The sequence below is a fragment of the Wenzhouxiangella sp. 15190 genome (assembly GCF_003417465.1).
Taxonomy (GTDB): Bacteria; Pseudomonadota; Gammaproteobacteria; order Xanthomonadales; family Wenzhouxiangellaceae; genus Wenzhouxiangella.
In genome coordinates this window covers 1-21,841 of the sequence record NZ_QVMV01000002.1, presented here as the reverse complement: position 1 = coordinate 21,841, position 21,841 = coordinate 1, and the positions used below count along the sequence as shown (strand labels likewise).

The following is a 21,841-nucleotide window of genomic DNA, read 5'->3' as shown; positions in this document are numbered from 1 at the left end:
AGAAATGGGAGTGACAGGGCGTGTTCGAATCGGAGCCGGGCAGTACGGCATTGGCACTGACCGCAGCCGGTTTGCTGCTGGTCCTGAGCGTGCTGTTCAGCCGACCATCGGAACGCATCGGCATCCCGGTGGTGCTGGTCTTTCTGCTCATCGGTCTCGTGGTCGGTTCACGCTTCGGCCACGACCTGATCGATTTTGACCTGGCCTTTCGCATCGGCACCATGGGCCTGGTCCTGATCCTGTTCGACGGCGGGCTGAACACACCCTTCCGCCAGGTCCGCGAACACTTGCTGCCCGCATCCCTCCTGGCCAGTCTGGCCGTGGTGGGCACCGCCTTCGTGGTCGCCCTGACGGCCTGGCTGCTGGGCCTGGACTGGATGATGGCCCTTTTGCTGGGCGCCATCGTTTCCTCGACCGACGCGGCCGCGGTATTTTCTTCCCTGCGTGGCTCGGATGTACAGCTGCGCCGACGGGTCGGTGCCACCCTGGAGCTGGAGTCGGGTCTCAACGACCCCATGGCCGTGATCCTGACACTGACCCTGACCGCTCAGCTGATCGGCAGCGAGCCATTCAGCTGGCCCGACTTCCTCGGCCACGTGGCCATTCAGCTTGCCGTCGGCCTGGGTGCGGGGCTGGCGATGGGATGGCTGGGCTCGCAGATGCTCGCGCGCATCCGGGTGCCGGCCGCCGGTCTCTACCCGGCGCTGACGCTGGCGCTGGCCATGCTCGCCTTCGGTATTCCAACGCTGTTCATGGGCTCGGGGTTTCTGGCGGTCTACATCACCGCCATGATGCTGGGCAACCAGCGCCTGCCCTACCGCTCTGGCATCCTGCGCGTACACGACGCCCTGGCCTGGCTGGCGCAGATTTCGATGTTTTTGGTACTCGGCCTGCTCGCCGTGCCGCAGATCCTGGTGTCATTCGGCTGGCGCGGCCTGGTGGTGGCCCTGGCACTGGCGCTCGTCGCCCGTCCACTGGTGGTGACGCTGTGCCTGCTGCCGTTTCGCTATAGCGCCCGCGAGACCGCCTTCATTTCCTGGGTGGGGCTACGCGGTGCGGTGCCCATTCTTCTGGCCACCTATCCGGTCATGGCCGGCGTCGAGAACGCGATGACCCTGTTTCACCTGGTGTTCTTCGTGGTGGTGGTCAACGCCCTGATTCCGGGCGCCACGGTGCGTTGGGCCGTATCGCTCTTCGGCGTCGAACGCGGCAGCGTGCAGCGGCCCGCCCCGGTGCTGGAAATCAACGCCATCGACAGCCTGCCGGTGCAGATCATTTCCTTCAACCTGCACCCGGCCGCCCTGGCGACCGGACAACCGGCACGCATGCTGCCGCTACCGGCCGGTGCCGACATCCTGCTCGTGGTGCGCGAAAAACAGGCGCTGCCGGTCACACCCGACACCGTGCTGCAGGCGGGTGATCATGTCCACATCATGGTTCAACCTGAGGACAAGCGGTCGGTGGAACTGATGTTCGGCCTGCGAGAGGATGATTAGCCGATGTAGGCGCCGGAATTTCCAATCATCAAGCACCAATTTACAAACAATGTTCAATGATCAATTTTCAATGCAACAGACCTGGCCGTTACGGTTTCGATCATTCATCAATTGATCATTGGTTCTTGTTTGAAAATTGGAATTTGGTACTTGGTCATTGCGGGCAACACGGCCTGGCAAGTCGCCCTCAGTCGTTAGGGACGGTCATCTTCAAGTGAAACTGGTGGAGGATGGCGGCGGTGGCGCCCCAGATCATCCAGCGGGGATGCGCCATGGTGACGAGGTCGTGGCTGTGGCCACCGCGGGTGACGCGGTGGTGCCGATAACTGTCGGGGTCGAGTACCGTCGCCATGGGCAACGTGAAGATCGTTTCAACCTCTCGCGGGCAGGGGCGCATCTCGGGCGTACCGTCAATCGTGGCCACCACGGGCACGATGCGGTAGCCGGTGATCGTGTCGAAACGATCGAGCAGGCCGTGGACGGACACCATGCCGGCATCGATTCCGATCTCCTCGCTGGTCTCGCGCAGGGCCGTTGCCAGGGGAAAGGATTCCTTCGATTCCCGTCGGCCGCCGGGCAGTGCCACCTGGCCGGCATGCAGCGCCATGCGGCGGCTGCGAACGGTCAGGATGATCGCGGGCTCGGGTTCCTGGACGATGGGAATGAGCACGGCCGCCGGCCGTGGGTTCCAGCGGTCATGTACTGGCCGGAAACCGCCCAGGGGAAGACGCTCGTGGGGGGTATCGGGAGAATGCAGCCGCGCCACCAGCTCATCGAGCTGGAGCGCGGCTTCAGTCTTCATCGAACAGGCAATCCGCCCGGGCAGGCAGGGCCTGCATGATCTCGCGGCGCTTTTCAGGCGAATAGCCCAGCCAGCCGGCGATCTCCGTGGCGGAACGGAAGCAACCCACGCACAGGCCGCCGGGACCCAGCGTACAGGTTCCGATGCAGGGCGACTCCACTTCGGGAATCGCTCGTGCGGGGTCGCTCATCGAGACCTTCTTCTGCTTCTTCTACTGGGCCTCGCCCGGGGCCTGGGTCTGGCCCTCGTAGTCTTCCGGCGCACCGATCTGCTCGAGCTTGATATCGAACTTCAGCGCTTCGTTCGGGCCGATGACCGGCGGATCGCCGCGTACACCGAAGGCGAGCTCGGGCGGCAGGAACACCTGCCATTCGGCGCCTTCGCGCATCAGCGGCAACACTTCCTGCCAGCCTTCGATGACCGAGTTGACCTCGAAGACCGCGGGCACACCGCGGCGGAAGGAACTGTCGAACTCGCGACCGTCGATCTTCGAGCCGCGGTAATGCACGGTGACCGTGTCGTCGAGCGTGGGACGTTCGCCATCGCCTTCAACGATCACGCGGTACTGGACGCCGCTGGGAAGGACCTCGATGCCATTCTTGTTTTGGTTCTCGGCGAGGAATTCCTCGGCCTTGACCTTGTTCTCTTCGGCCATGGCTTCGAAAGCTTCCATGCGTTCCTGGCGCAGCCTTTCCTGCAGCTCGGTCATGCGATCACGCATGATCTCCATGTCGACTTTCGGTTCTTGCTGATTGTAGGCGTCGCGAACCGCCTGCAGGACAGCCTCGAGCTCCACGTCGATTTCATAACTGTTGAGTTCTGCACCGAACTCATAACCGATGGAATAGCCCAACTGTCCCTGCTCACTTTCCAGGTCCTGGGCTGCAGCCGGCGCGGCCAGAAAAAGGGCCAGTGCCGCTGGTAGGAAAAACTTCTGCATGTTGCCTCCGTTGAAGGAAAGTTGTTTGAAAGCGGAAATTGCGAAAGCCGGCATTGTACCCGACCACTACCCTGCTGGCCACGGGCGCCGGAGCGCGAAAATTGACAGCGTGAAATTCCACTGTGCGCCTGAATGGACCACCCGCGCCCGACGATGGTTCAACTCGAATGTGTGGTTATATTTACCAAAATAAGAGCAAATTTAACCATATCGGATACCCGGTTCGTCCGTAAATCCCTGATTTTCCTCGCGGCCGTGGGCTGGCACGAGGCTTGCTTAGTCCAGTGCAGGCAACAACCAAACCGCACAGGAGTCACACATGGGCATCTTTTCCCGCATGGGCGACATCATCAACGCCAATCTCAACTCTGCCCTCGAAAAGGCGGAAGACCCCGAGAAGATGATCCGCCTGATGATTCAGGAAATGGAAGACACGCTGGTCGAAATCCGCTCGGCCACGGCCAAGTGCATTGCCGAGAAGAAGGAACGCACGCGCCTGCTCAAGCGCCTGGAACAGCAGCAGATCGAATGGGAACGAAAGGCCGAACTGGCCCTGGAAAAGGACCGCGAGGACCTTGCCCGTGCCGCGCTGGCCGAGAAAACCGCGTTGGGCGATCGAATCGCCTACCTGAAAGAGGAACTCGAGCAATACGAGGAGCAGCTGACCAAGTACGACGAGGACATCGGCAAGCTGCAGGCCAAGCTGACCGACGCCCGCAATCGGCAGCGAGCGCTTGTCATGCGCCACCGTTCGGCCAATCACCACCTCAAGACGAAAAAGCACGTCTACAACGACAAGATCGATGAGATGCTGCATCGGTTCGATGCCGCCGAGGAACGCATCGAGCGCATCGAATCCGAGGCGGAGTCGCTGGACATGGGCCGCAAGGGCCAGACCCTCAGCTCGGAATTCGAGGCGCTCGAGCGCGACGAACGGGTCGAGGAAGCCCTCACCGAACTCAAGTCTCGCCGCAACAAGGAGTAATTCGCGATGACGTTCAGCGAAATCCTGTTCGTGCCGATCGTCCTGTTTCTGGTCATCGTGGCGCCGATCTGGCTGATCCTCCACTACGCCACCCGCAACTCGGCCAACCGGCGCCTCAACAGCAAGGATGAAGCGCTGATGGAGGAACTGCACGAGAGCGCTCGAAAGATGGAGGAACGTATCCACACCCTCGAGCGCATTCTCGACGCCGACAGCCCGAACTGGAGAAACCGCACATGAAACACGGACACGTCGAATACGAACGACCCAGCCGCAATCGACTGTATCGCAACAAGGAGCGCAGCATCCTCGGCGGCGTATGTGCCGGCATCGCCGACTGGACCGGCTTCAACCTGACGGCCCTGCGTGTCATTACCGTCCTGCTGGCCCTGCCCTTCACCGCGGTGATGCTCATCGGCTACATCGTGCTGTGGATTCTGCTGCCCAGGCGTCCGGTCAACCTGTATCGCGACGAACACGACGAGGCCTTCTGGCAGGAAGTGCGAAAGGGCCCCAAGGACGGCGTCAGCAGCCTCAACCATCGCTTTCGTGAACTGGACAAGCGACTGCAACGCATGGAAGCCTGGCTGACCTCCAGCGAGTATCGCATCGACCGCGAGCTGCGCGACTGATTGCTTGAATCCACATTCGCCGTGCACTTGATACTGACAATCGTGCTCTTGATTCTTCTGATTCCGGCCGCCCTGGCCGGAATCGGCGAAGGTCTGGTTGGCGCGATTGCAAACTCCGAGTGTCTTTCCAACGCCCTGCCCCACGCCAGCGCCCTGCTGGCGGAATTGGCGCCGATTGCGCCAGCGGTGGCCCTGCTTCTGGCAGGAGTGACCACTCTGGGGTTTGCGACCTGGCTGATCATGCGGGTAGTCGAGAGCAACTAAAGCACCAAATCCGAAGCACCAAATCTCAAACAAATTCGAAATATCAATGCTCGAATGACAGAAACGGGCGGCCGCCGAGCCGCCCGTCGCTACTCCAACCGCACCGTCCTTCCCGAACCCGAAACCTGAAACCGACGCGAAGCGTCGTCCCGGCCTACGAGCCGGGACCTCGCACTCATCCGAAACCAAGGCCTCGCTCACTGCCACCCGCACCGTGCGAGGCCCCGGATAATCACGCGCTACCGGCATTCCGGAAGCCCTTACACTATCGGGCTCCAACCGAACCAAACCGGGAGCTCCACACCCATGCCATTCGATAATCTCCTGATCGACGATCGCGACGCCGTGCGCACGATCACCGTCAACCGGCCCGACAAACTCAACGCCCTAAACCGGCAGACGGTCGGGGAACTGCAGCAGGCGATGATGGATGCCGACGATGCCGACGAGGTCCGCGTGGTCGTCATCACCGGCGCCGGCGAAAAGGCCTTCGTGGCGGGCGCCGACATCAGCGAAATCCGCGAACAGACCGCGGTGGAAGCCCGCACTTTCTCGGCGACGGGCCAGGCACTGATGAGCCGGATCCAGAGCTCGGAAAAGCCGGTCATTGCCGCCATTAACGGATTCGCGCTCGGCGGCGGCATGGAGCTGGCGCTGGGGTGCCACCTGCGCATCGCCTCGAACAATGCCCGGCTGGGCCTGCCGGAGATCAAGCTCGGGATCATGCCTGGTTTCGGCGGCACGCAACGCCTGCTACGCCTGGTCGGCACTACCCGCGCGCTGGAGATGGCGCTGACCGGAGAGCCCGTCAAGGCCGAACGCGCCGAGCAGCTCGGCATCGTCAATCGCGTGGTTGAACCGGGTGAACTGGAATCGGCCGTGAACGACCTGGCCGGTCAGTTGGCCAATGCGGCCCCGGAGGCCGTGCGCGGCATCCTGCAGGCCATCAACCAGGGTGCGGACACCGACCTGCAGACCGGCCTGGCGCTGGAGACCGCCCGCTTTGCCCTGTGCTGCGCCACCGAAGACATGCAGGAAGGCACCGGCGCGTTCCTCGAGAAGCGCACACCGGAATTCAAAGGTCGCTGAATTAAAAGAACCAATTCAACCACGGAAGGCACGGAAGTTCACGGAAAGAGAAGAGAAACTCCCCACTTGAAATCGGCGAGCCATTAGTCCTGAACCAGAGGCCGGATGGCATACCTGTCGATTCCGTGTATTCCGTGATTTCCGTGGTTATTCGCTTTTTTTCAGACGATTTCAGTGGCCATTACTTCAGGTAGCCGGTCTCTCCCGCGTAGTCCTTTTCACCCGCGGTGATGCGCACGTCGAGGCGGTTTTCCGGCGGCGGCAGGGGGCAGGTGGAATACTCGGTGAAGGTGCACGGCGGGTTGTAGGCGCGGTTGAAGTCCAGCACCGTGCGGTCGTTTTCGTCGGGCATGGGCGCATAGAGCATGCGCCCTGCCCCGTAGGTTTCGCGATCCGTGGTCCGGTCGGCGAACACGAAGAACAGTTCTTCATCGTCAGCGGAGGCCTGGGCTTCCAGGCGGTAGGTCTCACCTTCGTATTCGAAAACCGCCGTGCCCAGGTTGGGTTCCTGCGTGACGTCACCCAGCACGCTGCCGACCGGCATGGTCGTGCCCGGCGGGTGGTAGTCGAAACGCGCCTCGACCCGCCAGTCCGGGTCGAAGGGAAAATAGTCCAGGCCCTTGAATTCGGTGCGGGATTCCGCGCGGGGCCAGCGGGTGCGCACCGCCAGGCGCTCGTTGCGCTCAATGATCTGGAAACGGACGTCGGCGGCCTGTACCCACACCGGCTCGTCACGACCGGGCTGGACGAGCGTGCCGGCCACCCCGGCGCGCCCGTCGACACGCACGGCATCGGAAGCCGGCTCGAAGCGCGCTTGCGTGCCCTCGACGATCAACTCGCCCCAGTACCGAGGACCTGCCGGCATGGTTATATCCGCTCCCTCGGCTGCTCCGACAATCCAGCGACCGTCGTCGACGAAATCGAGTCCGACCAGGCTCAGCCATCCGTAGGGGTCGGTCAGTCGATCATGACGGCGCTGCCGCCAGTCAATCGCCTCCGCCCGCCAGGCCGCCACGTCCTCATCCGATCGGGATGCATCCCGCGGCGCTTCCGGCCTGGGTTCGTTAACGGCACAGGCAGCAAGCAGCAGCACGCCTGCCGCGATGGCAACCACCCAACGGCTTGCGGAAAACGCTCTATGAATCCGCCTCATGACCTTCGCTCCCGATTGAACTGAGGAGTCTCTGAAAGAACTACCCCATGAGTTTCGATCATTCGAATTTCGGCCATTCGAATTTGTTTCGTATTTGGTGCTTGGAATTTCGAATTTGCAGTTGCTCAAGTTCGTCCATACACATCTTCCAACCGCTCGATATCATCCTCACCGAAATAGTTCCCGGTCTGCACCTCGATGATATGCACGTCCTCGGTGCCGGGGTTTTCCAGCCGGTGCAGATTGCCGACCGGAATCTCGACCGTCTCGTTGGCACCGTATATGCGTTCCTCGTCACCGACGCGCACTTTTGCCTGCCCGGAGACGACCGTCCAGTGCTCACTGCGATACTGATGCCGCTGCAGCGACAGGACACCGCCGGGCTTGACGACCAGGCGCTTGACCTTGCAATCCTCGGCGTCCTCCAGCACGGTGAAACTGCCCCAGGGACGGTGGACGGTACGGTGGAAGACCGCCAGCTGGTCGTTGTTGCGGGTCAATTCCTCGACCACCGCCTTGACTTCCTGCGCGCGGTCCCTGCTGGCCACGAGTACGGCATCGCCGGTATCGACGATGACCAGATTCTCGACGCCGACGGCGGCCACCAGCCGCTTTTCGCCCTGCACGAACGTATTGCGGGCGTCGACCAGGACGGCCTCGCCCTGGACGCGATTACCCAGGGCGTCGGTTTCGTAGAGATCGCTGATGGCCTGCCAGGAACCGATATCGCTCCAGCCACAGTCGACCGGCACCACGGCGCGACGCTCGGCCTTTTCCATGACGGCGAAATCGATCGAGTCGGCCCGCACCTGCGCGAATCGCTCGGCGTCGAGCTCGATCGGCGACACGTCTGCATCGGTCTCCGCCCAGGTGTTCCGAACCCGTTCCAGGATATCCCCGGCGTGCGATTCGAGTGCCGCCAGGATGGTATCGGCGCGGAAACAGAACATGCCGGCATTCCAGAGATAGTCGCCGGATTCGAAGTAGCGTCGCGCGGTCTCCTGGTCGGGCTTTTCCACGAAGGCGCGGATTTCGCGGCCGTGATCGCCGATCGGCTCACCGGAGCGGATATAGCCGTAGCCGGTTTCGGCATGGGTGGGCGTCACCCCGAGACAGGTCAGCCAGCCATCCGCGGCCAGGGCATCGGCATGCGTGACGGCTGCGGAGAAGGCCTCCAGGTCACGAATCAGGTGATCGGCCGGCATCACCAGCAAGCGGGTCTCGGGGCCATAGAGCTGCTCTGCCCAAAGCGCGGCCGCGGCGATGGCCGGCGCCGTATTGCGGCCTTCGGGCTCGAGCAGGAAGCGGTGCTCGGCCGAAGTGTCGACGGACAGATATTCGTCGCGCGTGAGAAAATAATAGTCGCGCCCGGTGACAGTCAGCGTGACCGGCGAATCCCCCACCGCCAGCGCCCGGCGAATGGTGCTGGCCGCCAGGGTCTGCCCGTCGGCCAGACGCATGAAGGGTTTGGGATGTGCCTTGCGCGACACCGGCCACAACCGGGTGCCGGCGCCGCCGGACATGATCACGGGTATCAGCATGGGACGTTGCTCCATTGGTCCAGGCACTCGGCCAGCGCCTGCTCGCAATCGGGCAGCGGCCGGCCGGTGAATTGTTCATAGCGCGATCCGTCGAGTACCGACCAGGCGGGGCGCTGCGCCTTCTGCGGCCACTGGTCGCTGCCGATCGGCTCGACGTCGACGATGCCGGGAATGATGCCACGCTCCGCGGCCAGCTGCACGGCCCGCCCGGCCAGGTCATACCAGGTCATCGCGCCCTGCCCGGCCACATGCAGCAACTCGGGTCGGTCGACGACCTCGCCACGGGACAATAGCCGGCGCGTGGCCTGCGCCAGCGTACCGGCCCAGGTCGGCGAGCCGGTCTGGTCGGCCACGACCTTCAGATCCTGCCCTTCACCGGCCCGATTGAGAATGGCGGAGACGAAGTTGCCCGGCAGGGCACTGTAGACCCAGGCCGTGCGCAACACCAGGGCCCGGCAGCCGCTGGTCGCGATTGCCTGTTCGCCGGCCAGCTTGGTGCGGCCATAGGCGGATTCCGGTGCCACCGGATCTTCCTCGCGCCAGGGTCGTCCAGGCTCGCCGCTGAAGACGTAGTCGGTCGAGTAATGCACCAGCAAGGCCTCGTGGCCGCGGCACCACTCGGCCAGCGCGGCGGGAAGATCGTGATTGAGGCGAAAGGCTTCGGATTCATGATCCTCGGCATCGTCCACCGCGGTCCAGGCGGCCGCATTGACGATGACGTCCGGCCGCACCCGATCGAGCAGTACCGGAACAGACTCGATATCAGACAGGTCCAGCGAGTGATCGGCCCGGCTGCGGGCACAGGTCACCATACTGGCGATTTCGGTGCGCAGATGGCGGCCGAGCTGACCGTTGGCGCCCAGCAGCAGCGTGGTCATGACGGCAGGTGATCGCGCTGGATCTCGGCCAGGCGGGGCGCGGCTCGGTCCTTGTCCGACAACCCGGCCGGATCCAGCGGCCAGTCGACGGCAATGTCCGGGTCGTCCCAGGCGATCGATGCGTCATGCTCGCCGCGATACGGGCGTGTGCAGAGATAGTTGAACGTGGCCGTGTCGCTGAGCACCTGGAAACCGTGCGCGAAGCCTTCGGGGATCCACAGCTGCTGATGGTTTTCGGCGTCGATTTCCAGCGCCGTCCAGCGTCCGAAGTGGCTCGAGCCGGGGCGGATGTCGACGGCCACGTCGAATACCCGGCCGCTGCTGACCCAGACCAGCTTGCCCTGCGGCTCGGGCCACTGGTAGTGCAGTCCGCGCAACACGCCGCGCCCGGATTGCGAGCAGTTGGCCTGGACGAAGGCCGGGCCGATACCGTGTTCGCGATAGCGCTCCTCGCGCCAGGTCTCGAGAAACCAGCCGCGCTCGTCACCGAACACGCGCGGTTCCACGAGCTTGACGCCGGGGAGATCGGTATCGGTCACTTTCATGAGGGTTCGGCCGTGCGTGCAATCATGCGCAGGTAATCGCCATACCCGCTCTTGGTCAGCGGTTCGGCCAGTTCCAGAAGTTGACCGGTGGTGATCCAGCCCTGGCGAAAGGCGATTTCCTCGGGGCAGGCCACGCGCAGGCCCTGGCGCGATTCCAGCGTCTCGATGTAGCTCGATGCCTGCTGCAGCGAGGCATGCGTGCCGGTATCGAGCCAGGCGTAGCCGCGGCCCATGCGCTCGACGGTCAGGTCACCGGCCTCGAGGTAGCGCCGGTTGAGATCGGTGATTTCCAGCTCGCCGCGTTCGGACGGCGCCAGGTCGGCGGCGAAATCGCAGACGCGCTCGTCGTAGAAGTACAGGCCGGTCACCGCGTAGTTCGACTTGGGCTGTTCGGGCTTTTCCTCCAGCGAGAGCACTCGGCCGTCGGCATCCATCTCGGCCACGCCGTAGCGCTGCGGATCACTGACCCAGTAGCCGAACACCGTGGCGCCGTGCTCGCGGGCGTTGGCGCGCTCGAGCAGCTCGCGCAAACCGCCGCCGTGGAAGATGTTGTCACCCAGGATCAGGCAGGAGGGATGGCCGTCGATGAAGTCACGCCCGATGATGAAGGCATCGGCCAGCCCGCGCGGCTCGTCCTGCACGGCATAGGAAAGCTCGATCCCCCACTGGCTGCCGTCACCGAGCAGGCGCTTGAACAGGGCCTGTTCGTGCGGGGTGGTGATCATCAGGATCTCGCGAATACCCGCCTGCATCATGGTCGACAGCGGGTAGTAGACCATCGGCTTGTCGTAGACCGGCAGCAGCTGCTTGCTGATCACCTGCGTGAGCGGGTAGAGCCGTGTACCGGAGCCGCCGGCCAGGATGATGCCTTTTCTTGTCATTGAGTGTTAAGTGTGAAGTGTGAAGTGTGAAGTAAGACCTCAGGATTTTACCCGGGCGACGCCCAACCGCTCGGAGCGGTAGCGGCCGTCGCGGATGCGTTGCCACCAGTCGCGGTTTTCGAGGTACCAGTCGACGGTCTTTGCCAGGCCTTCGGCGAAGTCGACCGAGGGTTCCCAGCCGAGTTCGTCGCGGATGCGGGTGGCATCGATGGCGTAGCGGCGGTCGTGGCCGGGGCGGTCGGTGACGTATTCGATCAGTTCGCGCCGCGGTTGCTCGGCCGCCACGCGCTCGTCGAGCAGGTCGCACAGGAGATGGACGACATCGAGGTTGGCCATTTCGGCATTGCCGCCGATGTTGTAGACCCGGCCCGGCTCGCCGTCTTCGAGCACCCGCTCGATCGCGCGGCAATGGTCGGTGACGAAAAGCCAGTCGCGGTGCTGCTGGCCGTCGCCGTAGACCGGCAGCTTCTCGCCCTCGAGGGCATTGATCAGCATCAGCGGAATGAGCTTTTCGGGAAACTGGAAGGGGCCGTAGTTGTTCGAGCAGTTGGTGATCATCACCGGCAGGCCGTAGGTGCGGTGCCAGGACCGGGCGAGATGATCGGCGGCGGCCTTGGAGGCGGCATACGGTGAGTTAGGTGCGTAGCGATGTGTCTCGGTGAAACCCGGCTCGTCGGGACCGAGCGTGCCGTAGACCTCGTCGGTGGACACATGCACGAAGCGGAAGTCGCTCGCCCCGCCCTGCCAGTATTCCAGCGCGGCATCGAGCAGGGTCTGGGTGCCGGTGACGTTGGTGCGGATGAAAGCACCCGGGTCGTCGATCGAACGGTCGACGTGGCTTTCGGCCGCGAAATGCACGATGGCGTCGGGCCGGTGCTCATCCAGCAGCCGGCGCACCAGAGGCCCGTCGCAGATATCGCCCTCGACGAACACGTGCCGATCGTCCGGCAGGCCGGCCAGCGACTCGCGGTTGCCGGCGTAGGTCAAAAGGTCGAGGTTGACCACCCGGGTGTCGCCCGACGCGAGCACGTGGTGGACAAAGTTGGAACCGATAAAACCGGCGCCACCGGTGACAAGGATCGTACTCATTCTCAGATCGTCTCTCAGGAAAAACTAACCGCAAAGACGCGAAGAGCGCAAAGAAAAAGCTGGAACCACGGAAGTCACGGAAGGACACGGAAAGAGAGGGAAAACCCTTCTGAATGTTCTTGATTCCGTGCCATTCCGTGTTTTCCGTGGCTAGCGGCTTTATCTTTTTCGTTCCTTCGCGTTCTTCGCGTCTTTGCGGTTAATGTGCTTTTACGCGGTTCGGCCCATTCAGAACGGAATATCGTCTTCCAGGCCGCCGCTGTTGTCGCTGGGCGGGCCGTCGTAGTTCTGCTGGGACTGGTTGTTGTCGTCGAATGGCGCGCTGCCGCCGCGGCTGTCGAGCATCTGCATTTCATTGGCGACGATTTCGGTGGTCCAGCGGTCCTGGCCGTCCTGCCCCTGCCACTTGCGGGTCTGGATGCGACCTTCGATGTAGACCTTGGAGCCCTTGCGCAAGTACTCACCGGCAATCTCGCCGAGCTTGCCGAACATCACCACGCGGTGCCACTCGGTCCGCTCCTGCTGCTCGCCGGTCTGCTTGTCGCGCCAGTTCTCCGATGTGGCAATGCGGATGTTGGTCACGGCGTTGCCGCCGGCGGTGTGTCGGGTTTCAGGATCGGCGCCGAGGTTGCCGATCAGGATCGCCTTGTTGATTCCACGGGCCATGGCGCAGGCCTCTCCTTTCTGTGTGTGAAGATGCGCGAAAGTCTAGCACAGGCACCCGGCCACGCCCCTGCCCGAATCGCGCGCCACGGCGTAAGACATCGACCCGTATAATTGTCAGCCATGAACGATTTTTCCTCGCCCACGGCGCCGTCCCGCCTGGATGACATTCTCGAGCTGACCCGCGCCGACCGCCGGGCGGTCGACCGCCTCATCATCGACCGGCTGGCCTCCGATGTCGTGCTGGTCAACCAGATCAGCCGGCACATCATCAGCGGCGGCGGCAAGCGCATGCGGCCGCTGGTCCACCTCCTGTGCGCCCGGGCGGCAGGCTACGACGGCCGCGATCACCTCAAGCTGGCGGCGATCATCGAGTTCATCCACACCTCCACCCTGCTCCACGATGACGTGGTCGACGAGTCCTCCCGTCGACGCGGACAGGTAACGGCCCATCGTCTCTGGGGTAACGCGGCCTCTGTGCTGGTCGGCGACTTCCTGTACTCGCGCAGTTTCCAGTTGATGGTCGAACTCGACCGGATGCGCATCATGAACATCCTGGCCGACACCACCAACACGATTGCCGAAGGCGAAGTTCTGCAGCTGATGCACATGGGCAACCCGGACCTCGGCGTGGAAGACTACTACCAGGTCATCTCCGACAAGACGGCCTGCCTGTTCGCCGCCAGCGCCCGGCTGGGCGGCGTGCTGGGCGAGATGGATGACGACGCCTGCGAACGACTGGCCGAATACGGTCTTTACCTGGGCCAGGCCTTCCAGATCGTCGACGATGTACTCGATTATCGCGCCGACGGCGACGACCTCGGCAAGAATACCGGCGACGACCTGGCCGAGGGCAAGGTCACCCTGCCCCTGATCCTTGCCCTGGAGGCCGCCGACAGTGATGAGCGAGCCCTGATCCGGGAGATCATCGAGGCCGGCGGCAGCGACCGTATTACCGACGTTCGCCGGACCATGGAGCGTACCGGCGCGCTCGATCTGGCGATGTCCCAGGCCCGGGAACTGTCGCGAAAAGCGACACTGGCCTTGTCGGTGTTGCCCGAAAGCGAGGAGCGCAGCGCCCTGGAATTCCTGGCCGGCTACGCCGTCAATCGGGCTTACTGACAGAGGCTCCTTCCGCTTACCAGCTCGCGGAAACGTTCACCACGCTGTTCGAAATCGCGAAAGCGGCTGAAACTCGGGGCGCCGGGCGAAAGCAGCACCACGGCACCGCTTTGCGCCAGCTCGCGAGCACGCGCAACTGCGAGATCGAGCCCGTCCAGGTTTTCGATCGTGCCGACCCGATCCCTGACCGTTTCTCGAAAACATCGGGCAATGTCCGCCCCATTGTCGGGAATCGTCAACAAGGCCTCGAGTCCGTGCTCGCCAACCCGATCGAGGACCGGCTGCCAGTCGGCCGGCCGGGACTGGCCGCCGGCGATCAGGATCACGGGTGCATCGCCGAGCGCATCCAGCGCCGCGACCGTGGCCCAGGGGCTGGTCGAAATCGAATCATTGATGTAGCGCACGCCGTCGAGGGTCGCCACCGGCTCGAGGCGATGGGGCAGTGGCCGGAAAGTCGCGAGGGCATCGACCAGTTCTCGGCTGTCGTTCCCGAGCATGATCGCGGCCTGCAGGGCCAGTGCCGCGTTGTCGAGGTTGTGTTGACCGATCAGGGGCAGCACGCCCTCGGGGCAAAGCGGGGCGTCGCCGATCATCAGTCGATTGCCGTCGCGCCACACACCCGGCGGGCGATTGGCGAGCACGCGGCCGGGCAACGACCCGGTGGCGGCGACCAGGCGCTCGTCGCCACCGTTGACCAGTAGCGGGCGACCGTCCAGCAGTTCGGCGATCCTGAGCTTGGCGGCGATGTAGGCCGCCTCAGTGCCGTGCCAATCGAGGTGTTCGGGAAACAGTCGCGTGAACAAACCGAGATCCAGGCTTCCCTGCAGGTCTGCCAGCTGGTAGCTCGATAATTCGACAACGGCGATTTCGGCCGCCGTGTCGAGATGATCGAGCAACGGCACCCCGATATTGCCGCCCAGCAGAACCTCGTGCCCCTGTGCCCGCAGCAGGTGGGCCAGCAGCGAGGATGTCGTGCTCTTGCCCTTCGAGCCGGTCACGCCGACGACCGTCAGCTCGCCGCCCTTCTCGGCCAGCCAGATCGAGGCCGGATTGACGACGGGCACCCCGGCCTCGCGTGCGGCTCTCAGTGCGGGATGATCCACCGGCACACCCGGCGAGCGAACCAGCACGTCAAAATCCTTCAGGCGCGAGTCGAAGGGACCATTGACGACCGGCAGTTCGGAATCGGCCTCACCGCCCTCGACCAGGACCGTCAGACTCGCACCGGGATCGCGGGCCAACAACGCCCGGGCCGTCGCCCGACCGTCGCGGCCGTAGCCGAGCAGTCCGATTCGCTGCGCCAGCAGCCAGTCAAGCGTGGGTGAGCAGGTCATCGGGAATGCGGTGTGACCGGCCGGGCCGGCAGAGTTCGTCGATATCGGGCACATCCAGGCCCACCAGGAGTGGTGCCAGGCCGGCTACCACCGCGCAATCACGCCAGCGCGGATCGCGGGCCAGGGCCGCCAGGGCCGCACGGGCCTCGCCGGCCTCGCCGACGCACTCGAAAGGCTTGGCGCCGTCGACCGCGAGCAAGTCTCGGAATCCCGGAAGCTGGGATTCGTCCTCGAGCAGATTGGCGCCGAAAATTCCGTTCAGTGACTCGGGGTCCATAAAGGGCGCCAGGGCCAGAAACACGAAATGGCACTTCGGGCAGCGACCGCACCAGCGCTCCGTCCGGGCGCCGTCGAGATGGAAGTTGCGGTTGCAGGAGGAAAAAACGTCGTGATAGCGCTCGAGGTCGGCAAACTCGCGGCACACCGCCAGTTCGCGATCACGACGGAGCAGCGAGAACACGGCCAGGTCGGGCGTGATGTAACGCTCGATCCACTCGCCCAGCATCGCTTCGAAAGCCAGCGACTTGGAGAACTGGTGGTTGACCGGCCTGCCCTGCGCGTCGTGCAGCGTGGCCTCGTCGGCCGAGCGTTCGTTGGCGAACACCACCCGGTCGAAACCCTGCACCAGCGCCAGAAAGATCAGCACACAAGCATTGATGGCGGTGATCGGCACATGCCCGTTCCAGGCGCCAAGACGGTTAAACTCGGCCAGCTTCGGGTCGACATGCCGTTCGACGACCAGGTGGTGCGTATCCGCCGCACCGGCCACCTGGCGAATCAGCGCTGCCTGTCCGACCTGAACCGTGGCAAGCTCCCCGCCCCGGCGACGCAATCGCTCCAGCGCCACGAGTGAGTCCTTCCCGCCGCCCATCGGCACAAGTGAACGGCGCGGCAGGGCACAAGGCTCCGCGGCCGCAGCGGCTCGCTCGGATATCGGAAATTCAGCCCACCGGGACTGGTCCAGCCCGTTGCGCCAGGCGAATTCGGCCAGTCCCTCGCGATACAGCCGGGCCAGCCATACTGCCTGCCACTCGTCCGGGCGGTGATCGGCGAAGTCGATGGAGGGCGGGCAGCTCGCCTTCCAGTAACTGATACCGGCCGTCCAGTGCAGCAGATCCAGCGCGGCATCGAGCGCCCGAGGGCAATCGATACGTTCACCGTTGGCCGGCAGCCGGAAACGTTCGAGCAGTTCGATGCCGTCGAGCTGATAGGCCAATTCGATCCACCCGGTGGCCGGATCGAATCGACGTGCGCCGAAGCTAAAGGTCTGGCTGTCTTCGCGCCGCCACCCCACCGGGCTCGATGTCGGCCGGGCCGAATCAGACGGGGGCATCCGCCGATGCTTCCTGTTCGCTCTTCCCGTCGTCGTCATCCGGCAATCGCGGCCAGGCGCGCAACACTGCATTGACCAGGGTCGCTAGGGGAATGGCGAAAAACACGCCCCAGAAACCCCAGATTCCGCCGAAGATGAGAACGGCAGTGATGATGGCGACGGGATGGAGGCTGACGACCTCGGAGAACAAAATGGGAACCAGCAAGTTGCCGTCCAGCGCCTGGATGATGGCATAGGCGATCAACACGTACCAGAAGGTCGCCCCCGGGCCGAACGCGACCAGCGCGACCAGCGCCACGGGCACGGTCACCACGGCGGCACCGATATAGGGAATGATGACCGAGAAGCCGACCAGCATGGACAGCAGCATCAGGAAAGGCATTTCGAACAGCGCGAAAACCGCATAGGTCACGACCCACACGATCAGGATTTCGAGCACCTTGCCGCGAACGTAATTGCCGATTTGTGAATCCACTTCGTGCCAGACACTGGTGACCAGGTCGCGATCGCGCGGCAGGTACTGGCCGGCCCAGGCGACCAGCTTGTGCTTGTCCTTGAGGAAAAAGAAGACCAGCACCGGCATCAGCACCAGGAAGATCAACAGGTTGACGGCACTCATCACGCCCGAGAAGGAAACCAGCGTGGCGCCGTAATTGACCAGTTCGGCACCGATGTTGTCGAGCCAGCGGGAGAGCTGCTCCTGCGAAATCAGGGCAAGCTCGCGCTCGGCCTGGTCGGCCACCAGCTCGGAACCCGTGCCGGCCACAGCCTCGGTTTCCGCTTCCGACTCGGCTGGCGCTACCAGTTGGGGATATCGTTCAGGCAGCTTGGCAACCCAGTCCTGTGCAAGGGCCACATAACTGGGCAGGTCCCGAACGATGGCGGCAATCTGGCGCGTGAGCATCGGCACCAGGCCGAAGAGCAGGTAGACGAGTGCCGCCATGAAACCGGTGAACACACTGATGACGCTGAGCAGCCGGGGTACGCCGATCCGTTCGAGCCGCTGGACGCCGCCTTCGAGCAGATAGGCGAGCACCAGGCTGGCCAGCACCGGCGCAAGCATCTTCCCGAACAGGGCGATGGCCAGCACGCCCAGGGCCAGGAATAGCGCCAGGATGACGACCTGCGGGTCGGAAAAATGCCGTTGGAACCAGTCGGAGACGCGCGCGATCATGCTTGAATTATACAAGCCCTGCCCGGTGGACCTTCCCCGCAAGAAGGCCACCGGGCAACGTGCCGATCAGGAGTGTTGTTGCTGCGGGTAAGGAAAACTGTTCAAGCCGGGCGTCAGAAATCAAGGCTCAGCATGGCCTGTACCTCGAAGTCCTGGTCGAGCTCATTGCTGACCACGCCCAGGAAGTTGCCGCCGAAGGCGTATTCGGGCGGCGCATAGGCCGCGTTCAGGTGCAGCCGGGTGGCTTCGCCGACTCCTTTTGAAACCCCGGCAATGAGGGCATTGCTGGCCAGCTCCGACCTCAGCGCGGCTGCCAGCTTGGGTGCCGTCGGGCGCGGTTGCGTGCGCGTTCGGTAATCGACGAACAACTCGACATCATCGTCGGACGCCTGCCAGCGCCAGCCCAGGCTGTAGACGGTCAGGTCATCCCAGGCGAAGCTGGGACTGTTGCGATCGCCCAGGAGTGCAGTGAATCGCGCCGGCAACGAGCGGCTCGGGAAAGCGCCGACGTCGCTGTAGAAAATCTGCGAGACACCGAAGTTCACCCACGAACGTGGCGTGGTATGGAGTTCCAGGCCCAGCTGGACGCGCGGCGGAATATCGAGTTCGGCGCTGGCGCCGTGGACGCCGCGAACGGTGGCGAATTCGTCCATATTGATGCGCGACTGAAAGGCTGCTTCGAGCCGCACGCCGTTAACCACCTGACTGCTCAGGGCGAATCGCAGGCCAGTGCCATTCGAAACCTCGGTTCGTGACGGATCGAGTATGAGCGGATCGGCCGGGTCGGTCTGGCCGAGCCGGGAGGACGAAGACTCGAAGTTCATGGCCGCGGTACCGTAACGCTGGCTGGCCAGCACGGCACTGACGGTCAAGTCGCTGTTGGGCCCGACACGGTGCGAAAGCCCCGGCATCACGACCGACTGCTGAAAGCGATTGGCATTGCGCATGCTGTCCATCAGGGGTTCGCTGAGCAGCAGGCCCGCGCGACCCTGCCGGAACGACAGCCTGAGCGGCGAGCGCCCCTGGGAGTTCATCAGCGGCAGCGCGAAATCCGGGAGGATGATGGTTTCATCGATCTGCAGCCAGCTGACGTGCGGCAACCTGCGCTTCGACAAGCGTTCGAGATCGGGCGTGATCTCGTGGACCAGATACTGATCCCAGGGCCCGAGCTCAAAACCAGCCACGTACCAGGCCAGGCCGGCGTAGGGAGATAGGTGCATCGAGCCGGACATGCGCGGCATCGACCAGCCCGGCGAGGCCACCACCAGGGCAACGGTCAGGACAACGATGGACAAGAGTCGGCGCATCAGGATCAGGTCTGCGACATGGTCACGGCGCAAGTGTACCGTCACACATGGCAAAAATACAACGCCCGCGTGCATGGACAGCCCCGTGATTTCCGCTATCCCCTGGCATCACTGTTCCTGCGCCGGCCGCCGGATTGTTGCACATGAGCAACAAGCCGATCAGTCACGCTTCGGGCGGTCAGCCCAGGCGTTCGCAGATGGCGTCGGTGAAGCTTTCGGTGGTGCCGCTGCCGCCCAGGTCCGGCGTGGTCCGGTCACCGTCTTCGATGACCTCGGCAATGGCCTTTCGGAGACGCCCGGCGCGATCGTTCTGATCGAGATGCTCGAGCATCTGGGCCGCCCCCAGCATCAACGCACAGGGATTGGCAACGCCCTTCCCTGCGATATCGGGCGCCGAGCCGTGCACGGCTTCGAACATGGCCACCTTCTCGCCGATGTTGGCGCCCGGCGCCAGACCCAGCCCGCCGACCAGGCCGGCACACAGGTCGGAAATGATGTCACCGAACAGGTTGGTCGTGACGATCACGTCGAACTGCTCGGGTCGCATCACCAGTTGCATGCAGGCGTTGTCGACGATCAGGTCGTTGCTTTCGATGTCCTTGTAATCTTCGGCCACCTCGTGGGCCACGCGCAGGAACATGCCGGTCACGTCCTTGAGGATGTTGGCCTTGTGCACGATTGTGACTTTCTTCCGGCCCGTTCGACGGGCCAGGTCGAAAGCGAAACGCACCACGCGTTCACAGCCCTTGCGCGTGACCACCATTTTCGATTCCGCCCGGCTGTCGTCGGCCGCGGTCCAGGCACCTTCGCCCAGGTAGGCACCTTCGGTGTTCTCGCGCACCGTGATCAGGTCGATATCCTCGTAACGCGAGTTCGAGCCCTTGAAGCTGATCGCCGGGCGAACATTGGCATAGAGGTCGAAATGCTTGCGCAGCGCGACATTGAGCGACTTGAACCCCCCGCCCACCGGCGTGGTCAGCGGCGCCTTGAGCGCCACACGGTTCTTGTCGATCGAATCGAGCGTTGCCTGGGGCAGAAGTTCACCCGTCTCTTCCTGGGCGGCCATGCCGGCAAGCTGAAAGTCGTAGCTCAGATCCGCGCCGATGGTATCGAGCATGCGGAGTGTCGCATCCATGATCTCGGGGCCGATGCCGTCGCCCCGAATGACGGTAATCTGCTGCGTCACGCGATGGTTCCTGTAGTGATCAAGCGGTTGAATCCAAGCCGTCCATTATAATTCCTATAGTGAGCCGGCATCACACCCGGAATGCCTCGGTGGCCCGCGCCGACGACCCGGCGGCGTCAAACCAATCGCAACCACCAGGCTTCTGGCACTCGACCGTTTGGATCATTCAAATTTCGGTCATTCGAATTTGTTTGGTACTTGGTGCTTGGAATTTGAGATTAGAAACCCAGCATTCGGTCGAGCGCGCCTTCCTGCTCCAGCGCGTCGAGATCGTCGAAACCGCCGACATGGTCGTCGCCGATGAAAATCTGCGGCACCGTGCGGCGCCCGCTGCGTTCAATCATCTCGTCGCGCCGCTCGGGCTCGGCCCCGATGTCGATCTCCGACCATGCCACGCCTTTTCGCCGAAACAGATCGGCCGCAGCCCGACAGAACGGACAGGTGGACTTGGTGTACATGACGATTTCCTTGCTCAATGTTCAGGCTCCTCTATTCGTGATGTCCGTTGCCCAATGGCGAAGAACGGGCTGTCGCGCAACCGTTCATCAATCCATGGGAATACTGTGGGCCAGCCGATCACCGTTGAAGAATTCGATCCGGTCTTCTTCCGGGTTGTAGCGCAACCGGATACGACCGGCGGCGCCGTCCAGGCTGATGAAATTTCCGGCGGCAATCCGGAGGGCCTCTCCGGAATCGATGGAATCGACCACGATACCGGCCTCGGAAGCCGGCGCATGGTCACTGTAGCCGAACTCCGGTCCGCCTAGCACAATTCCGTATTGCGGTTTTCCCTCAGGCTGTGCGTTGCTGGTCATGACGCTCAAACCCAGTTCGGTGGGCGCTGAACCGCCGTTTATGATCTCCATGCCCCGGACCAGCGCGAAATCGTCGGAGTAGTTGAAGCCGTTTATCTCGGCACCGACGGCCGGTCGGCCGGTCCAGGTCACTCCCATGCTGTTCAGGCCCCACACGGTTCCGCTGTCGCCGTCGTTTTCGGCATACAGCGTGGCTCCGACGCCGCGACCGCCACCTTCCATTCGCGTCGAGGCGCCGAGTGCTCCGGCATCGAGCGACTTCCCTTCCGGCATCACCGTGTAAAAGGCAGAGTTGTCGACACCTTCAGCCGCGGTCGTGCTGACCAGTAACGGTGGATCGTCGACGAACGGCTCGAGTCCGAGAATGCGCAACACGGGTTCGGTGCCGTCTCCCAGCACCAGGCTGGTGGCGGTCAGCGCTCCGGCCATGGCCGAAGCCGCCGCCACGCCGGCCACGCCGGCTAGTTGAATCATCCGCATATCCTGCTCCTTGTTGCCACCAATGTCGGGATCATCCCAAGTAAGGAGCCACTAAACAACTCTGCGCGGGCGCGTTTCAGTCGGAAATGCCGCAGATCGTGTGGTGCGACCCGAGTGACAGTAGCCGTAGCT

At 63.5% G+C, this 21,841-nt stretch carries 24 protein-coding genes; 7 read left to right on the top strand and 17 right to left on the bottom strand.

Annotated features, from left to right (window positions below):
• The first annotated feature begins 20 nt into the window (after positions 1–20).
• Positions 21–1,496 (top strand): potassium/proton antiporter, encoded by a 1,476-nt coding sequence (locus tag DZK26_RS00215; RefSeq protein ID WP_116897842.1) that lies wholly within the window; start codon positions 21–23, stop codon positions 1,494–1,496.
• A 187-nt stretch (positions 1,497–1,683) separates the two neighbouring features.
• Here the strand turns inward: DZK26_RS00215 and DZK26_RS00210 are convergent, their stop codons facing one another.
• From DZK26_RS00210 to DZK26_RS00200, 3 genes are read right to left on the bottom strand one after another with little or no spacing between them, the layout of a single operon-like run.
• A complete protein-coding gene (locus DZK26_RS00210) occupies positions 1,684–2,298 on the bottom strand; it encodes a CoA pyrophosphatase (protein ID WP_116897843.1) in 615 nt (204 codons plus the stop codon).
• Positions 2,288–2,488 (bottom strand): DUF1289 domain-containing protein, encoded by a 201-nt coding sequence (locus DZK26_RS00205; RefSeq protein ID WP_181918340.1) that lies wholly within the window; start codon positions 2,486–2,488, stop codon positions 2,288–2,290. The genes DZK26_RS00210 and DZK26_RS00205 overlap by 11 nt, the downstream gene beginning before the upstream one ends.
• A 21-nt stretch (positions 2,489–2,509) precedes the next feature.
• The gene (locus tag DZK26_RS00200; RefSeq protein WP_181918341.1) at positions 2,510–3,238 is read right to left on the bottom strand and encodes an FKBP-type peptidyl-prolyl cis-trans isomerase; all 729 of its coding nucleotides are present in this window, start codon (positions 3,236–3,238) and stop codon (positions 2,510–2,512) included.
• 319 nt (positions 3,239–3,557) lie between these two features.
• Here DZK26_RS00200 and pspA point away from each other — a divergent pair, with 319 nt between their 5' ends.
• The 5 genes from pspA (at position 3,558) to DZK26_RS00175 (ending at position 6,208) form a co-directional block, all read left to right on the top strand.
• Positions 3,558–4,223 carry a phage shock protein PspA gene (pspA, locus tag DZK26_RS00195; RefSeq protein WP_116897846.1) on the top strand — a complete coding sequence of 222 codons (666 nt, stop codon included), beginning with the start codon at positions 3,558–3,560 and terminating at the stop codon, positions 4,221–4,223.
• A 6-nt stretch (positions 4,224–4,229) separates the two neighbouring features.
• Positions 4,230–4,463 carry an envelope stress response membrane protein PspB gene (gene pspB / locus DZK26_RS00190; RefSeq protein WP_116897847.1) on the top strand — a complete coding sequence of 78 codons (234 nt, stop codon included), beginning with the start codon at positions 4,230–4,232 and terminating at the stop codon, positions 4,461–4,463.
• The gene (gene pspC, locus DZK26_RS00185) at positions 4,460–4,855 is read left to right on the top strand and encodes an envelope stress response membrane protein PspC (protein ID WP_116897848.1); all 396 of its coding nucleotides are present in this window, start codon (positions 4,460–4,462) and stop codon (positions 4,853–4,855) included. Before pspB ends, pspC begins: the two co-directional genes overlap by 4 nt.
• Before the next feature lie 42 nt (positions 4,856–4,897).
• Positions 4,898–5,119 carry a hypothetical protein gene (locus tag DZK26_RS00180; RefSeq protein WP_147306631.1) on the top strand — a complete coding sequence of 74 codons (222 nt, stop codon included), beginning with the start codon at positions 4,898–4,900 and terminating at the stop codon, positions 5,117–5,119.
• Positions 5,120–5,425: 306 nt separating this feature from the next.
• Positions 5,426–6,208 (top strand): enoyl-CoA hydratase/isomerase family protein, encoded by a 783-nt coding sequence (locus tag DZK26_RS00175; protein WP_116897850.1) that lies wholly within the window; start codon positions 5,426–5,428, stop codon positions 6,206–6,208.
• 181 nt (positions 6,209–6,389) lie between these two features.
• Here the strand turns inward: DZK26_RS00175 and DZK26_RS00170 are convergent, their stop codons facing one another.
• The 7 genes from DZK26_RS00170 to ssb form a co-directional block, all read right to left on the bottom strand.
• Positions 6,390–7,361 (bottom strand): DUF1684 domain-containing protein, encoded by a 972-nt coding sequence (locus DZK26_RS00170; protein ID WP_116897851.1) that lies wholly within the window; start codon positions 7,359–7,361, stop codon positions 6,390–6,392.
• A 125-nt stretch (positions 7,362–7,486) separates the two neighbouring features.
• Positions 7,487–8,902 carry a mannose-1-phosphate guanylyltransferase/mannose-6-phosphate isomerase gene (locus DZK26_RS00165; RefSeq protein WP_116897866.1) on the bottom strand — a complete coding sequence of 472 codons (1,416 nt, stop codon included), beginning with the start codon at positions 8,900–8,902 and terminating at the stop codon, positions 7,487–7,489.
• Entirely contained in the window at positions 8,896–9,780 is an 885-nt protein-coding gene (gene rfbD / locus DZK26_RS00160) for a dTDP-4-dehydrorhamnose reductase (protein WP_116897852.1), read from the bottom strand. Before rfbD ends, DZK26_RS00165 begins: the two co-directional genes overlap by 7 nt.
• Positions 9,777–10,325 carry a dTDP-4-dehydrorhamnose 3,5-epimerase gene (gene rfbC, locus DZK26_RS00155; RefSeq protein WP_116897853.1) on the bottom strand — a complete coding sequence of 183 codons (549 nt, stop codon included), beginning with the start codon at positions 10,323–10,325 and terminating at the stop codon, positions 9,777–9,779. Before rfbC ends, rfbD begins: the two co-directional genes overlap by 4 nt.
• Positions 10,322–11,206: a glucose-1-phosphate thymidylyltransferase RfbA gene (rfbA, locus tag DZK26_RS00150; RefSeq protein ID WP_116897854.1), complete on the bottom strand. Its 885-nt coding sequence runs from the start codon at positions 11,204–11,206 to the stop codon at positions 10,322–10,324. Before rfbA ends, rfbC begins: the two co-directional genes overlap by 4 nt.
• A gap of 39 nt (positions 11,207–11,245) precedes the next feature.
• A complete protein-coding gene (rfbB, locus tag DZK26_RS00145) occupies positions 11,246–12,295 on the bottom strand; it encodes a dTDP-glucose 4,6-dehydratase (RefSeq protein WP_116897855.1) in 1,050 nt (349 codons plus the stop codon).
• A gap of 228 nt (positions 12,296–12,523) precedes the next feature.
• The gene (ssb, locus tag DZK26_RS00140) at positions 12,524–12,961 is read right to left on the bottom strand and encodes a single-stranded DNA-binding protein (RefSeq protein WP_116897856.1); all 438 of its coding nucleotides are present in this window, start codon (positions 12,959–12,961) and stop codon (positions 12,524–12,526) included.
• A gap of 120 nt (positions 12,962–13,081) precedes the next feature.
• Here ssb and DZK26_RS00135 point away from each other — a divergent pair, with 120 nt between their 5' ends.
• Positions 13,082–14,080: a polyprenyl synthetase family protein gene (locus DZK26_RS00135; RefSeq protein ID WP_116897857.1), complete on the top strand. Its 999-nt coding sequence runs from the start codon at positions 13,082–13,084 to the stop codon at positions 14,078–14,080.
• Here the strand turns inward: DZK26_RS00135 and murD are convergent.
• From murD to DZK26_RS00100, 7 genes are all read right to left on the bottom strand, one after another.
• Positions 14,074–15,414 carry a UDP-N-acetylmuramoyl-L-alanine--D-glutamate ligase gene (gene murD / locus DZK26_RS00130; RefSeq protein ID WP_181918342.1) on the bottom strand — a complete coding sequence of 447 codons (1,341 nt, stop codon included), beginning with the start codon at positions 15,412–15,414 and terminating at the stop codon, positions 14,074–14,076. The two genes, DZK26_RS00135 and murD, sit on opposite strands and share 7 nt — an antisense overlap.
• Positions 15,392–16,747 carry an endonuclease domain-containing protein gene (locus tag DZK26_RS14085; RefSeq protein ID WP_147306632.1) on the bottom strand — a complete coding sequence of 452 codons (1,356 nt, stop codon included), beginning with the start codon at positions 16,745–16,747 and terminating at the stop codon, positions 15,392–15,394. Before DZK26_RS14085 ends, murD begins: the two co-directional genes overlap by 23 nt.
• On the bottom strand, positions 16,734–17,921 hold the full coding sequence (locus DZK26_RS00120) for an AI-2E family transporter (protein WP_116897860.1): 1,188 nt from the start codon (positions 17,919–17,921) through the stop codon (positions 16,734–16,736). The genes DZK26_RS14085 and DZK26_RS00120 overlap by 14 nt, the downstream gene beginning before the upstream one ends.
• A gap of 113 nt (positions 17,922–18,034) precedes the next feature.
• Positions 18,035–19,261 (bottom strand): hypothetical protein, encoded by a 1,227-nt coding sequence (locus DZK26_RS00115; RefSeq protein ID WP_116897861.1) that lies wholly within the window; start codon positions 19,259–19,261, stop codon positions 18,035–18,037.
• A gap of 145 nt (positions 19,262–19,406) precedes the next feature.
• Positions 19,407–20,414: an isocitrate dehydrogenase gene (locus DZK26_RS00110; protein ID WP_116897862.1), complete on the bottom strand. Its 1,008-nt coding sequence runs from the start codon at positions 20,412–20,414 to the stop codon at positions 19,407–19,409.
• Between the two features lie 218 nt (positions 20,415–20,632).
• On the bottom strand, positions 20,633–20,890 hold the full coding sequence (gene grxC, locus DZK26_RS00105; RefSeq protein ID WP_404976170.1) for a glutaredoxin 3: 258 nt from the start codon (positions 20,888–20,890) through the stop codon (positions 20,633–20,635).
• Positions 20,891–20,959: 69 nt separating this feature from the next.
• The gene (locus tag DZK26_RS00100; RefSeq protein WP_147306633.1) at positions 20,960–21,703 is read right to left on the bottom strand and encodes a hypothetical protein; all 744 of its coding nucleotides are present in this window, start codon (positions 21,701–21,703) and stop codon (positions 20,960–20,962) included.
• Positions 21,704–21,841: the final 138 nt, after the last annotated feature.

Bases quoted from the DNA above. Each gene is read 5' to 3' on its own strand.
- DZK26_RS00210 (WP_116897843.1), bottom strand. From the start codon at position 2,298: ATGAAGACTGAAGCCGCGCTCCAGCTCGATGAGCTGGTGGCGCGGCTG.
- DZK26_RS00205 (WP_181918340.1), bottom strand. From the start codon at position 2,488: ATGAGCGACCCCGCACGAGCGATTCCCGAAGTGGAGTCGCCCTGCATC.
- DZK26_RS00200 (WP_181918341.1), bottom strand. From the start codon at position 3,238: ATGCAGAAGTTTTTCCTACCAGCGGCACTGGCCCTTTTTCTGGCCGCG.
- pspA (WP_116897846.1), top strand. From the start codon at position 3,558: ATGGGCATCTTTTCCCGCATGGGCGACATCATCAACGCCAATCTCAAC.
- pspB (WP_116897847.1), top strand. From the start codon at position 4,230: ATGACGTTCAGCGAAATCCTGTTCGTGCCGATCGTCCTGTTTCTGGTC.
- pspC (WP_116897848.1), top strand. From the start codon at position 4,460: ATGAAACACGGACACGTCGAATACGAACGACCCAGCCGCAATCGACTG.
- DZK26_RS00175 (WP_116897850.1), top strand. From the start codon at position 5,426: ATGCCATTCGATAATCTCCTGATCGACGATCGCGACGCCGTGCGCACG.
- DZK26_RS00170 (WP_116897851.1), bottom strand. From the start codon at position 7,361: ATGAGGCGGATTCATAGAGCGTTTTCCGCAAGCCGTTGGGTGGTTGCC.
- DZK26_RS00165 (WP_116897866.1), bottom strand. From the start codon at position 8,902: ATGCTGATACCCGTGATCATGTCCGGCGGCGCCGGCACCCGGTTGTGG.
- rfbD (WP_116897852.1), bottom strand. From the start codon at position 9,780: ATGACCACGCTGCTGCTGGGCGCCAACGGTCAGCTCGGCCGCCATCTG.
- rfbC (WP_116897853.1), bottom strand. From the start codon at position 10,325: ATGAAAGTGACCGATACCGATCTCCCCGGCGTCAAGCTCGTGGAACCG.
- rfbA (WP_116897854.1), bottom strand. From the start codon at position 11,206: ATGACAAGAAAAGGCATCATCCTGGCCGGCGGCTCCGGTACACGGCTC.
- rfbB (WP_116897855.1), bottom strand. From the start codon at position 12,295: ATGAGTACGATCCTTGTCACCGGTGGCGCCGGTTTTATCGGTTCCAAC.
- ssb (WP_116897856.1), bottom strand. From the start codon at position 12,961: ATGGCCCGTGGAATCAACAAGGCGATCCTGATCGGCAACCTCGGCGCC.
- DZK26_RS00135 (WP_116897857.1), top strand. From the start codon at position 13,082: ATGAACGATTTTTCCTCGCCCACGGCGCCGTCCCGCCTGGATGACATT.
- murD (WP_181918342.1), bottom strand. From the start codon at position 15,414: ATGACCTGCTCACCCACGCTTGACTGGCTGCTGGCGCAGCGAATCGGA.
- DZK26_RS14085 (WP_147306632.1), bottom strand. From the start codon at position 16,747: ATGCCCCCGTCTGATTCGGCCCGGCCGACATCGAGCCCGGTGGGGTGG.
- DZK26_RS00120 (WP_116897860.1), bottom strand. From the start codon at position 17,921: ATGATCGCGCGCGTCTCCGACTGGTTCCAACGGCATTTTTCCGACCCG.
- DZK26_RS00100 (WP_147306633.1), bottom strand. From the start codon at position 21,703: ATGATTCAACTAGCCGGCGTGGCCGGCGTGGCGGCGGCTTCGGCCATG.